General features: G+C 38.1%; 8 protein-coding genes. 4 read left to right on the forward strand and 4 right to left on the reverse strand.

Annotation, left to right across the window (positions count from 1 at the left end):
* Nucleotides 1–61 precede the first annotated feature (61 nt).
* Complete coding sequence (locus tag E5331_RS19630; protein WP_123484117.1) at nt 62–1,954, reverse strand: YgiQ family radical SAM protein; 1,893 nt, start codon at nt 1,952–1,954, stop codon at nt 62–64.
* A gap of 28 nt (nt 1,955–1,982) precedes the next feature.
* Nucleotides 1,983–4,097 carry an excinuclease ABC subunit UvrB gene (uvrB, locus tag E5331_RS19635; RefSeq protein ID WP_123484107.1) on the reverse strand — a complete coding sequence of 705 codons (2,115 nt, stop codon included), beginning with the start codon at nt 4,095–4,097 and terminating at the stop codon, nt 1,983–1,985.
* Between the two features lie 440 nt (nt 4,098–4,537).
* Between uvrB and tpiA the strand changes: the two genes are divergently transcribed.
* From tpiA to folE, 3 genes are all read left to right on the forward strand, one after another.
* Nucleotides 4,538–5,290, forward strand: a complete 753-nt coding sequence (tpiA, locus tag E5331_RS19640; protein ID WP_123484108.1) for a triose-phosphate isomerase — start codon at nt 4,538–4,540, stop codon at nt 5,288–5,290.
* A gap of 84 nt (nt 5,291–5,374) precedes the next feature.
* The gene (locus E5331_RS19645; protein ID WP_123484109.1) at nt 5,375–5,893 is read left to right on the forward strand and encodes an SPOR domain-containing protein; all 519 of its coding nucleotides are present in this window, start codon (nt 5,375–5,377) and stop codon (nt 5,891–5,893) included.
* Nucleotides 5,893–6,468, forward strand: a complete 576-nt coding sequence (folE, locus tag E5331_RS19650) for a GTP cyclohydrolase I FolE (protein WP_123484110.1) — start codon at nt 5,893–5,895, stop codon at nt 6,466–6,468. The genes E5331_RS19645 and folE overlap by 1 nt, the downstream gene beginning before the upstream one ends.
* A 435-nt stretch (nt 6,469–6,903) precedes the next feature.
* Here folE and E5331_RS19655 read toward each other — a convergent pair whose 3' ends face one another.
* Both E5331_RS19655 and E5331_RS19660 read right to left on the reverse strand, forming a co-directional pair.
* Complete coding sequence (locus E5331_RS19655) at nt 6,904–9,585, reverse strand: 4-alpha-glucanotransferase (RefSeq protein WP_123484806.1); 2,682 nt, start codon at nt 9,583–9,585, stop codon at nt 6,904–6,906.
* A gap of 127 nt (nt 9,586–9,712) precedes the next feature.
* Nucleotides 9,713–12,280 (reverse strand): adenosylcobalamin-dependent ribonucleoside-diphosphate reductase, encoded by a 2,568-nt coding sequence (locus E5331_RS19660; RefSeq protein WP_123484805.1) that lies wholly within the window; start codon nt 12,278–12,280, stop codon nt 9,713–9,715.
* A gap of 121 nt (nt 12,281–12,401) precedes the next feature.
* On the opposite strand from E5331_RS19660, the gene E5331_RS19665 reads away from it, so the two are divergent.
* Entirely contained in the window at nt 12,402–13,151 is a 750-nt protein-coding gene (locus tag E5331_RS19665) for a nitroreductase family protein (protein WP_123484807.1), read from the forward strand.
* The last annotated feature ends 149 nt before the right edge of the window (nt 13,152–13,300 follow it).

Consider the following 13,300-nt stretch of genomic DNA (forward strand, 5'->3'; position numbering starts at 1 on the left):
ACCATACTGCAAAAACCGTGCCAACATATGTACATTAATTTTTAGAAACTACTTATCTGCATTATTTATTCTTACGAAAAGATTTTTTGCCGGATTTATTTGAATATGCAGATTGATTTCTTCTCTCATAAAAATTTTGAGGGAACAATCTTTTTACCAAATCCGGACGATTCATGCGATGTAATTCAGAAACCAACTGTTGTCTATTTTCCGGCTTATACCAAAAAAAGAATTGACGCTGGGCATTCTTTTCATCCTTAGACTTTGCAGTAAAAATCCTTTCTCCTGTATATGGATGATATCCTGAATAATATATCTCTGTAGCTACGGTCATGGGAGTCGGAGTAAAATCCTGCACTTGTTCTAATTGGAAATCAAGATCTTTTGTAATAACCGCCAATTCCGCCATATCCACTTCAGTGCAATTTGGATGAGATGATATAAAATAGGGAATCAACTGCTGTCTCAGTCCATATTTTTTATTTACCTCCTCAAATATTTTTTTAAAATTTCTGAACAATGAGAATGATGGTTTTCTCATGCAGTTCAATACATTGTCAGACGTGTGCTCTGGTGCAACTTTAAGTCGGCCTGAGACGTGATTGGCAATCAGTTCTTCAATATAATTGCGATTTATTTGATTTATTTTGCCATTCTTTTTATTATGAGCCATTGCAAGGTCATATCGAACTCCACTACCGATAAATGATTTTTTAATACCAGGCAAGGAATCCACACTTCGATATATGTCAAGAATAGGAGAGTGATCATTATTAAGATTCGGACAAGGCTTGGGATGTAGGCAAGAGGGACGCGCACATTTTTCACAAATATCAGTGTCATATCCTCTCATTCCATACATATTGGCAGATGGTCCTCCCAAATCTGATATATATCCTTTGAAATCAGACATGGCACAAACAGCTTTTACCTCATTTAATATAGATTGCTTTGAACGTGAGGCAATAAATTTACCTTGATGCGCGGATATCGTACAAAATGCACATCCTCCAAAACACCCTCTATGCATATTGATAGAATGACGTATCATCTCATAGGCTGGAATACGTTTACCTTTATATCTCGGATGTGGCACCCTTGTATAAGGAAGATCAAACGAAGCATCTATTTCATGCTGTTGCATTGGAGGATACATTGGATTTATCTTTATCATCTTTCCACGAGTCGATTGCCATATCGTTCGCCCATGAAATTTATTAGATTCCACCTCTACATATCTAAAATTTTCTGACTGCCATTTTTTGTTTTTCAGACACTCCTCATAACTATGCAGAATAATGTCATCATCATCGGGTTTATTTTCTGAGAAAACAACCGTCTGTGGCAAATCCTGAATCTGGGAAATATCATCACCATTATCCAAACGACGTGCTAATTCCACAATTGTCCGTTCCCCCATACCATAAGATATCATATCTGCTCCACAATCCGAAAGAATTGAAGGAAGAAGTTTATCCTGCCAATAATCATAATGTGCCACACGACGTAAGGAGGCCTCTATACCACCAACAATTACAGGCATATCCGGATAAATACTCTTAATAATTTTTGTATATACTATTGTCGGGTAATCAGGACGCATTCCATGACGACCGCCTGCCGTATAAGCATCATCCTGTCGTAAACGTCGATTAGCCGTATAATGATTCACCATAGAATCCATTGCTCCTGCCGAAACGCCAAAAAACAAACGAGGTTTCCCAAGTTTCCTAAAATCCCTTAAATCATCACGCCAATTAGGCTGGGGGACAATCGCAACCCTATAACCGGCAGCCTGTAGTACTCTCCCTATTACAGCAGCACCGAAAGATGGATGATCCACATACGCATCTCCAGAAAAAATGATTATATCGGCATAATCCCAACCTAACCGTTCCATTTCTTCCTTAGATGTAGGTAGAAACAGTTTCCGATCAAGTAATGGAAATGTCATATCTGATTCAATCGCTTCCCTGAAATTATTATTTACTTTCATCACTATTTAATTTAGAATCTAACAATGCCTGTGTTGTCAACATTTCATCTCTGAATTTAGCAGCTTCAATAAAATCCGTGCGTTTAGCGGCTGCTATCATTTCCTGCCGCAGATGATTCACCCGACGCTCCAATTCATCAGTCGACATATAATCTGTAACCGGATCGGATGCAACGGGTAATATATGCTCTTCTTCAATATATGGACGAGCCTCATGTCGCATCAAAATATCCTTATTCCCTGCTTTAGATTGTCTGATTGATTGAGTTGATTTGTGAGTATTCTCTGACGATTCATTTTTATAAAGGTCAATCAAATCGCGGGCTGAAGATGTCTTAACTATCTGTGTCGGCACTATACCATGTTCTTCGTTATAAGCAATCTGTTTTGCTCTACGTCTTTCAGTCTCATCAATTGTACGCCGCATACTGTCTGTCACCTTGTCCGCATACATAATGACTTTGCCATGAATATTTCGAGCAGCCCTACCGGCAGTCTGGGTAAGTGAACGATGATTTCTAAGGAATCCCTCTTTGTCAGCATCTAATATCGCGACCAGACTAACCTGTGGAAGATCAAGACCTTCCCTCAACAAATTAACTCCCACCAATACATCATAGGCACCCTCTCTTAAATCTTCCAATATCCTTATCCTTTCCAAAGTGTCGACATCGCTATGTATATAAGCACTTCTGACTCCCCATTTACGAAGATGCTCATCAAGTTCTTCAGCCATTCGTTTAGTCAAGGTTGTCACCAACGTCCGCTCCTCATTCTCTATTCTCAACTGAATCTCCTCCATAAGATCATCAATTTGATTCATTGTTGAACGTATCTCAATTTCAGGGTCAAGAAGCCCTGTAGGACGTATAACTTGTTCTGTAAACACACCCTCTGTCATCATTAATTCATAATCTCCGGGAGTTGCGCTGACATAAATAGTCTGTGGGGTAAGACTATTAAATTCATCAAATTTCAACGGACGATTATCAATTGCAGCAGGAAGTCTGAATCCATACTCCACCAGATTCATTTTTCTTGACAAATCTCCCCCATACATTCCTCTTATTTGGGGAATAGTCACATGACTCTCATCTATAATAGTTAGGAAATCCTTAGGGAAATAGTCAAGTAGACAGAATGGACGCATTCCCGGTTCTCTTCCATCAAAATAACGTGAATAATTTTCTATTCCGGAACAATGACCTAATTCCTTCATCATTTCAAGATCATAAGTCACACGTTCTCTCAAACGATCTGCTTCAATCTCCTTCCCTTCCTTATAAAAAAAGTCGCATTGATCACCCAGATCTACAGATATCCTATCAATTGCGGAATCCATACGCTCTTTTGTTGTCACAAATATATTTGCAGGATATAAATTAAATCCATCAACATTAGAATATGCAATTCCGGTGGAAGGGTCGATTGTCTGAATCTTTTCAATCTCATCACCCCAAAAAATCACCCTTAGCTGAATCTCCTCAAACGAGAGCATTACGTCTACCGTGTCGCCCTTAACCCTAAATTGTCCGGGGGTTAATTCCAATTCCGTTCTGTAATAAAGAGAATCAACTAATTTTCTAAGGAATACATTTCTGGAAATCCTTTGACCTACCTTTATATTAATGACGTTTTGAGAAAAATCATCTGGATTCCCCATGCCATATATGCAACTGACACTTGAAACAACAATTATATCTCTACGTCCCGAGAGTAACGATGCGACAGTAGATAACCGCAACCTTTCAATCTGATCATTTATCATCAAATCTTTTTCAATATACTTGTCAGAAGACGGTATGTAAGCCTCTGGCTGATAATAATCATAATAACTGACAAAATATTGGACAGAATTTTCTGGGAAAAAAGATTTGAATTCAGAATAAAGCTGGGCTGCCAAGGTCTTGTTATGAGAAAGAATCAGGGTAGGGCGCTTCACTTGCTGAATCACATTAGCCATTGTGAATGTCTTTCCCGAGCCTGTCACACCCAATAGAGTCTGATGAGTCAGACCATCCTCTATACCTTTTGACAATTCTTTGATAGCCGTTGGTTGATCTCCTGTCGGCTTATATTGAGAGGTTAATTTAAATTCCATAGACACATGTAATCCTTAAAACGATCTTGATAATGAAAATTTATAAGAAATCGACCCATTTCAATCATTTAAATATAGCTAATCAAAACAGGCGAAATGTAACCTCACACTTAGCTTATGCGACATTACTTAGAATGTTGTCTAAATTTATTCCGAAAGGTTAAAGTTCCATACTTTTTGTTAAATTCATCAGTCTTTTCAATTATGATGGAACCTCATCACACATTCAAAGACCTCAAAATTACCTAAAAGCTCTGAAATTTCCCCATCTTTGAAATAAGTTTAGACAACTTCATACGCAAAATTAATAAAAATCAAGAATAAAATGATATATTTAGATAAATTTAGACTTTCAAAGTTGGTAATCCAATAAAAAAATCTTAATTTTGCAGTCAGAACCAAATCAATTCCGAGCAATCGGATTGTAAACTTTTCAAAAAATGAGAAAAAACATAGTAGCCGGTAACTGGAAAATGAACACCGTTCTTGAAGAGGGTGTTGAACTGGCCAGCCAGATTAATGATCTCCTCAAAGAGAAAAAAGCAAACTGTGAAGTGGTTATATGCGTTCCGTTCACACACCTTGTTTCTGTGAATGGCGTAATTGATGCGCCAATCAAACTTGGTGCTGAAAACTGCTCTGAACATGAAAAGGGTGCATATACAGGCGAAGTAAGCGCCGCAATGGTAAAATCGACAGGGGCAAGCCATGTTATATTAGGTCATAGCGAACGCCGTCAATATTTCGGAGAAAACAACGAGCAGTTGCTTGCCAAGACAAAATTGGCATTAGCAAATAATCTGACACCGATATTCTGTGTAGGTGAAGTTCTTGAGGAACGTGAAAATGGATCCTACAATGATGTTGTTAAAGGTCAAGTAGAAGCATTATTCAGCCTATCGGCAGACGATTTCTCTAAAATAGTAATTGCTTACGAACCCGTATGGGCAATCGGCACAGGCAAAACTGCTACAGCAGAACAGGCACAGGACATGCACGCACATATTCGCAGCGTCATTGCTGAGAAATATGGAAAAGATCTTGCAGAGAATACATCAATATTATATGGTGGATCTTGCAAGCCTGGAAATGCAAAAGAACTCTTTGCTAAACCTGATGTTGACGGAGGTCTTATTGGTGGAGCAGCTCTTCAGGCAGACTCGTTCATGGGCATAATCGCAGCATTTGACTAAATAAATACATGAATGTAAGGTTTTGTCGGATAAATCCGACAAAACCTCACATCTTATAATGCAATAATTACGATATTATTGATAATGAAATTTAAATCATTTTTCAAAATAAAAAGATTAATGCATATTTTGGCATTACCTGTCATTATCGCAGGTAATAGTCTGATTTATGCTGACAATCACTCTGAGGATAATATTATTGAACGTATTCAAATTGAATCCAAAGGGAATGTAATTATTGATATCCCGGAAAATATCCGAACTCTGATACTACATTCTAACCCAAAAGAACAGACAACAGAAATAAAACCCGGAGTAAATAAGCTTGCGGGATTTCGAATTCAAGTATTCAGTGATGGAAGAAACCAACATACTTTAGAAGCCAGAGCCAAAGCGAGGGGTAGTGCCATTCTTGCAAAATTCCCAAAATATAAAGGACAAGTATACACTTACTCCAGTTCTCCAAATTGGTATACACGTGTTGGCAATTTCAAAACGAATTCAGAAGCAAATGCAGCTCTTACAGAATTGAAGAGAGCATTCCCAAACTATTCCTCAGAAATGAGGGTTGTTAAATCGCAAATCGTAGTAATCAAACCATAATGACAAATCAAGATGAAAAGATAATATCCGAAATAGCCGGACATTATCGTGAAATATTGAAACTCATAGGGGAGAATCCAGATAGGGAAGGTCTTCAGAAAACACCACTACGGGCTGCAAAAGCGATTTATGACATAACTGCCGGTTATCGCCAAAATCCTGACAAGATTGCAACTCAAGCAATCTTCGAACATGACGGCTCAAGAATCGTAATCGTAAAGGATATTGAGTTCTACAGTATGTGCGAACATCATATTCTTCCTTTCTTTGGGAAAATTGCCGTTGGATATATTCCGAAAGGCAAGATGATTGGACTCTCAAAATTAGCAAGAATCGTTGATTGCTATGCACGAAGACTCCAAGTACAAGAGCGACTGACATCACAGATCTGCAAATTGCTTACAACCTCTCTACCAAACGAAGGTGTGATTGTTGCATGTGAAGCTGGTCATCTTTGTATGAAAATGAGAGGTGTAGAGAAACAGGAGTCAACAACGGTTACATTTGATTACTCAGGAAAATTTGTTGAAGACTATAACATACGTTCCGAATTTCTATCACTTATCAAATCTTAAAAGTCATAAGACTTAAAAGATATAGGTAATTTTTATTACTATTTTAATTTATATAATTAATTTTTTTATTCGTTAGTTACCTAAAATTTAATTTACCCCTTTTTTATTAGGAGATAGGGTTCTTTCCGTGAGGATGGGATCCTATTGTTTTTATACAGGTCCATCTATTGCTTAATTTCTCATTCTCAGAATTTGGAATTGCTGTACAATCTGTAATCTCATTTCAAATTTTTCATTCTCATCGAACAATGATCATTCATTTAGATATATCTATAAATAAAATATGGTCTTTTTGAAGATAAATCTATCTCAAAAAGACCATATTTCTTTATTTACATCCAATATGATATCAAAGTGGTCTAAATACTAAATATTTTTTTTTGAATGATATTAATATTTGATTGACCACATTAATGCATATCTTTGCAAAAAACATTATCTTGCTGAAGAACGTATTGCATCAAACATATAATTATTAAAATTATCTTGAGCAAGAAGTTTTTCAACTGTAATATGCATACGATATCTCCAATAATGATGGACATCCGCCGGCTCGTTTATCTGCTCCTCATGGGGATTCTCACGGCGCAATTTGCCGTCTGCTGAAAGCCAGTCTGCAAGTGGCAATATGCAGAACATTGATGGGCTCTTAAGTTGAAGCTCAATTATCTTTTTACAAATCCATGGTTCTGCAAAATATGGAGCTGTACCATATTCATGCAACGCATTATTATAGAATCTCTGAGTAACCTCTCTATCGGATTCCCACCAAGAACGAATACCTCCCATATCATGGGTTGAAGTCGTACATACGGAGAAATAAGGATATCTCCATGTGTCTCCAAATTCCAAAGCCGGATCTTTTGGCATCCTCTGTATCTCAAGCGAAAGAATCTCCAATTGATGCATAACTTCCGGAACACATGCTGGAATCATACCTAAGTCTTCAGCACAAGTCAACATCCCTGTCGAATCAATCAAAGGAGGAAGTTTCCACATAGCCTTTCCATACCAGAAATCATTATGTCTATGATAAAAGAAATCATTATACAAACGGTTGAAACACCATTTCTCATAATCGCTCAACATCCGATACTGGTATGTATATTGTGCAGCAATTCTTGGATGATAATGCCCTCTATTATATGGATCTTCAATAAACAGAACATCATCTAAAATTCCCAAAAGAGCATTGAAAATCTTAGAATTGTGCTCATTCATTTCTACTGTTGAGAAATATTCCTCAACCTTTCTCTGAGTATCCACAAATTTACGCAATCGGTATCTACCTTCTCCCAAATCTTCAAGATAACATTCCTTTACCTCCTGTACAGAATCTCCAAAGAAATCATTAAGCATCCATTCCAAAATCAGCGGATTAGCCTGTATTTCCGGATTAATCCAGAAGTCATAGGAATGGCGTAGTTCTTCCGGAGAAAAGGGAAGAGCCGGATTAAAGTAGCCCAATAATCCATGAACAGCATCCAATGGGATCTGCCAAATTCTGAAGAAGCCTAAAATATGGTCAATACGGTATGCGTCGAAATACTCAGACATTTTACCAAAACGATCTTTCCACCACTGGAAGCCGTCTTTAGCCATCTCATCCCAATTATATGTGGGGAACCCCCAATTCTGACCAAGTACCGAGAAATCATCCGGTGGAGCACCTGCCTGGCAATCCATATTAAACAAATCAGGATGTTGCCATGCATCAACACTAAAACGACCAATTCCAATCGGAATATCGCCCTTGAGAACCACACCATGCAAATGAGCATAATCTCTTACTTCACGTAGCTGCCTATCCAAATGATATTGCACGAACAGATGGTAATCAATTTCCATCTTATGCTCTTCACACAATTTATCTACTATCTCAGCATCGTATCGGCTATACTTACCCCACTGTTGATTATCGGGAGTACCATATATTTTACACAAGACTCTCCATGCTGCATAAGGAATCAACCATTCTTCATTGACACTGAAGAATGCCTTGAATTCTTTTGATTTCAGGTCTGAGATTCCTTTTTGAGCAAAAATCTCTCTTAAATACTCATCTTTAGCCTTAGTGACAGCCTCGTAGTCTACCTCCTTAAGAATATTTAATTCTTCACCAATCTTCTTGAAATGCTCTCGTTTACTTTCATCTGAGAGTACTCCTACTGCATCCAACCTAACATACATCGGATGCAATGCAAATGTGGAATTGGCACTATATGGGTATGAATCAATCCAACTTCCTGTCTTAGTGGTATCATTTATAGGTAATAGTTGGATCACTTTCTGCCCAGTTTTCACACACCAATCAACCATTTTCTTGATATCGTAGAAATCTCCGACACCAAAATCTTCTGTTGAACGAATTGAAAATACAGGAATAGCAGTGCCTGCACCTTTCCAATTATTGCGTGGATTCACAAAACGCAAACCATCTACTACAATCTGGACATTGTCAGATTCTTCAATAAATCCACATCTCCTATTATCAATTGCCTCCCAAGCTACAACTTCTCGTGTATCTTTCTTCACGATTATAAATTTGTACTCAAAAGGCGCCTTGAGAGCATCAAGATTAAGATTAACTCCCCATTCAGGATAATTGGCATCATTCAATATTATAGCCTTCTTTGGATCCCAATTACCCAAATAATCACCTTCTCCGGAAATTGCAAGTACCTCATCCGGTTCAACTAATGGAGCCTCAATCCTAAATTGCAATGTCCCGGGAAGCGATGCCAAGGGTTGATCTTTGAATCGACGGAGCAGCATGCCATTGACGAATGCTGATGAATAATATGGCTTATCAGCCGGCATGTCTTTCCACGCATCAAAGATCTTTACATGGGAAATCTTATCCCCTCCGCTGATGTAGCGATGGGGTTGTCCCCATTCAAATCGCCAGGCTTTTCCCGGAGCCTTGACAACAAAGAAATAATTGAAATCAATGGGATTCCCATCCAATTCCACTTCTGCCACCCAATGATCAGGTGCTGCCAGGCTCATCTCCAAAGCTTGAGATGCATCGCCACTACCAAGCTGAAGGATATCTCCGCATACAAAAAGCGACTCACCCCATTGAGTATGGTAGTTGATATTAAAAGAGATTTTCATGTGAGAAAATATTTAGTATGCAAATTTTAGACTGTTTAAAGAATCATATCGTTACTTTATCCAATCATTATTTGTATTATAATTTTTTATTCATTCTATCATAACCCTATAAAAGCATGCCAAGAAATCAGCCACAACGTGAAGTGCCACAAGTCTTACAGATTAAACAACCTTCTTGATACACCAACGTTTCTGCGCCACAGTTAGGACATTTATGACCTTTTGCAACAGTACCATTAGGCATATATTTCTTAAGAGCACGCTCAACTCCATTCTTCCAAGTATTGATACTGTTAGAATCCAGATCCAATCCTCCTACAAGTTTAAGGACTTGATCTATCGGCATACCATATCTCAATACTCCGGATATCAATTTCGCATAGTTCCAAAATTCAGGATTGAATTTCTCACTCAGTCCTTCAATGGTAGTCTTATATCCTCGTTTATTTATAAATTGGAAATCATATCTTTTTTTCCCGTTCTCATCAGTAGCCTTGATTATTTTACCATGGTTTACACTTTTAGGACAAAAGATACCATCTTCATCATCTGCAAGACCTGTAAACACCTCATACGGTTTTCCGTCTACAAGTCCGACAAATGCAATCCATTTCTCCTTATTATTTTGAAAACGCACAACGTCTGCTTCAAGTTCATACGGACGCTTAACTGTATGATCAGGAAGATGAATTAATCCGGATAATGAATTATGGTCATTATGATTATTTTTCTCCACTGTTTTTTTAGGCATGGCTTCAAGTACATTATTACGCGAGCCATCCCTATATACCGTGCAACCCTTACATCCGGATTTCCATGCTGCCATATAAAGGTTTCCCACAAGTTCCTCACTGACATCTTTAGGAAGATTTATAGTGACACTTATTGAATGGTCAACCCATTTTTGGACTTCTCCTTGCATCCTTACTTTTTCCATCCAATCAACATCATTTGCCGTAGCCTTATAGTACGGAGACTTAGCAACCAAATCTTCCAATTCTTCATTCGTAAGATTCTCTTTCTCCTCAATACCATTAATTTTCATCCATTCCAGGAATTTCTGATGGTATACCACGTATTCTTCAAAAGAATCTCCAACTTCGTCAACAAAATCCACTCTGACATTTTCATCACTGGGATTTACTTTCCTACGTCTCTTATATATTGGAAGGAATATGGGCTCGATACCTGATGTAGTCTGGGTCATCAATGAGGTTGTGCCTGTAGGTGCGATTGTCAGACAAGAGATATTTCGACGTCCGACACGTTCCATTCTCTCTATCAGACCAGGATCTGCCTCTCTTAGCCTTTGTATAAAAGGATTATTTCTCTCTTTGTCCGCGTCATACAATTTGAATGCACCTCGCTGTTCCGCAAGATCAACTGATGCTCGGAAATAGGCAAGAGCCAATTCTTTATGAACTTTAGTAGAAAATTCGGTCGCCTCCTTTGTGCCGTAAATTAGACCCAAGGCAGCAAGCATATCTCCCTCTGCGGTAGTACCACATCCTGTCCTTCGGCCTGCTGCCGTTTTAGTCTTAATCTTATTCCACAAATTAAGTTCAGTCCTTTTGACCTCTTCCGTCTCCGGATCTTCTGAAATCTTATCTAAAATAAGATTAATCTTATCAATTTCAAGATCGATAATATCATCCATTATACGTTGAGCCTTTCCGACATGTTCTCTAAATAAGTCAAAGTCAAACTCAGCTTCTGGAGTAAACGGATTCTTTACATAGCTATATAAATTTATAGCCAACAGACGGCAACTGTCATACGGGCATAAGGGAATCTCTCCACAGGGATTTGTTGAGACAGTTTCAAAACCATAATCTGCATAACAATCAGCAAGACTCTCCCTACGGATTGTATCCCAAAACAATACACCCGGTTCTGCACATTGCCATGCGTCATGAATGATTTTTTGCCATAAAACAGATGCATCTATCGACTGTGAGACTTCCGGAGATTCCGAATCTATCGGGAATTTCTGAATATAAGGCTCTCCAGTAACCACAGAGTTCATAAAGTCATCATCAATTTTCACGGAAACATTAGCTCCAGTAACTTTTCCGGGAGTCATCTTTGCATCAATGAACCCTTCAGAATCCGGATGTTTTATTGATACCGTCAGCATTAATGCTCCTCGTCTACCATCTTGTGCTACCTCTCTTGTAGAATTGCTATATCTCTCCATGAAAGGGACAAGCCCCGTTGATGTAAGTGCAGAATTTTTCACTGGTGTTCCCTTCGGTCGAAGATGAGATAAATCATGACCCACACCACCTCTACGCTTCATCAACTGCACTTGCTCCTCATCTATCTTCACTATGCCTCCATAGGAATCAGGCTTTCCCTCTAATCCTATTACAAAACAGTTGGAAAGAGATCCCACCTGAAAATCATTGCCGATTCCTGCCATAGGACTACCTTGCGGCACGATATAACGAAAATCTTTCAAAAGTTGAAAAATTTCCTCTTCCGACATAGGATTGGAATATGTCCTCTCTACGCCAGCAAGCGATGCAGCGATACGCCTATGCATGTCATCCGGAGTCTTTTCATAGATATTTCCAAATGAGTCTTTCAATGCGTATTTAGTGACCCATACTCGGGCAGCAAGTTGATCTCCTTTGAAATATTGGAGCGACGCATCATAAGCCTCTTCATAAGAAAAGATTTGTAATTCAGCCATTTGTTTTAAAATTATACTTCCTATACTATTAGTGAAGAGAGAAGTAGATTGCAAATTTAACAAAAAAATTACTATATTTGCAACAGTTTATGATTATTTAAAAGATTTAATTTTAAAAGACATGAAAACAGACTATTTTTCCCAAAGATCGTCTATCAGGGAATATGATAATAAATCTATACCTGAGAGTTTAATCCGCGATATAATTGAACGAGCAATGAGAGCTCCAACTTGCGGAAACATGCAACTTTATTCTGTAATCATTACACGAGATCCTAATAAAAAGGCAAAACTTTCAGAACAACATTTCAATCAACCTGCTGCAACTAACAGTGATCTAATCTTGACAATTTGTGCGGATTTCAATCGATTCTCTCGTTGGTGTGAAATCAGTGGGGCTACTCCCGGTTATTCAAATTTTCATTCATTCATAACTGCTCTGACTGATGCAGTCATTTTGGCGCAACAGATTGTAACAATAGCAGAAATGGAAGGTCTTGGCACTTGTTACTTAGGCACCGTCACGTATAACGCAGACGCAATATCAAATCTCCTTGAGCTGCCGAGCCTTGTGGTGCCTGTAGCAAGCATCTCCATTGGTTATCCTAAAAATATTCCTGCACAGGTAGAGAGACTTCCAATTGAAGCAATCCTTCACAACGAAATTTACCGTAAGGATTCTGATGAAGATATTCGCAGATTATATAAAGCAAAAGAAGAATTTCCTGAAAATATTGAATATGTAAAAATAAACTCTAAACCTTCTCTTGCAAGTATATTCACAGATATCCGATATCCAAAAGAAATGAATGAACTTATCTCCCAAAAATTCCTTAGTCTTCTGAACGAAAAAGATTTTTTACCTCATTGATAATTCCTCATTGATAATTTAATGTAATCGATGGTGGCTGAAATAGTTTCAACCACCATCTTCTATATATAAAGAAACCTATCTATTTAATAGATAGGGTGTTCAGTTAGTTGTTCCGTATTCAGCTCACTTTTTTAAGTGTTTCGGTT

The sequence above is a fragment of the Lepagella muris genome, from assembly GCF_004793975.1.
GTDB lineage: Bacteria > Bacteroidota > Bacteroidia > Bacteroidales > Muribaculaceae > Lepagella > Lepagella muris.

Excerpts from the sequence above, each read along its gene's own strand:
- E5331_RS19630 (WP_123484117.1), bottom strand. The coding sequence starts at position 1,954 with ATGACATTTCCATTACTTGATCGGAAACTGTTTCTACCTACATCTAAG.
- uvrB (WP_123484107.1), bottom strand. The coding sequence starts at position 4,097 with ATGGAATTTAAATTAACCTCTCAATATAAGCCGACAGGAGATCAACCA.
- tpiA (WP_123484108.1), top strand. The coding sequence starts at position 4,538 with ATGAGAAAAAACATAGTAGCCGGTAACTGGAAAATGAACACCGTTCTT.
- E5331_RS19645 (WP_123484109.1), top strand. The coding sequence starts at position 5,375 with ATGAAATTTAAATCATTTTTCAAAATAAAAAGATTAATGCATATTTTG.
- folE (WP_123484110.1), top strand. The coding sequence starts at position 5,893 with ATGACAAATCAAGATGAAAAGATAATATCCGAAATAGCCGGACATTAT.
- E5331_RS19655 (WP_123484806.1), bottom strand. The coding sequence starts at position 9,585 with ATGAAAATCTCTTTTAATATCAACTACCATACTCAATGGGGTGAGTCG.
- E5331_RS19660 (WP_123484805.1), bottom strand. The coding sequence starts at position 12,280 with ATGGCTGAATTACAAATCTTTTCTTATGAAGAGGCTTATGATGCGTCG.
- E5331_RS19665 (WP_123484807.1), top strand. The coding sequence starts at position 12,402 with ATGAAAACAGACTATTTTTCCCAAAGATCGTCTATCAGGGAATATGAT.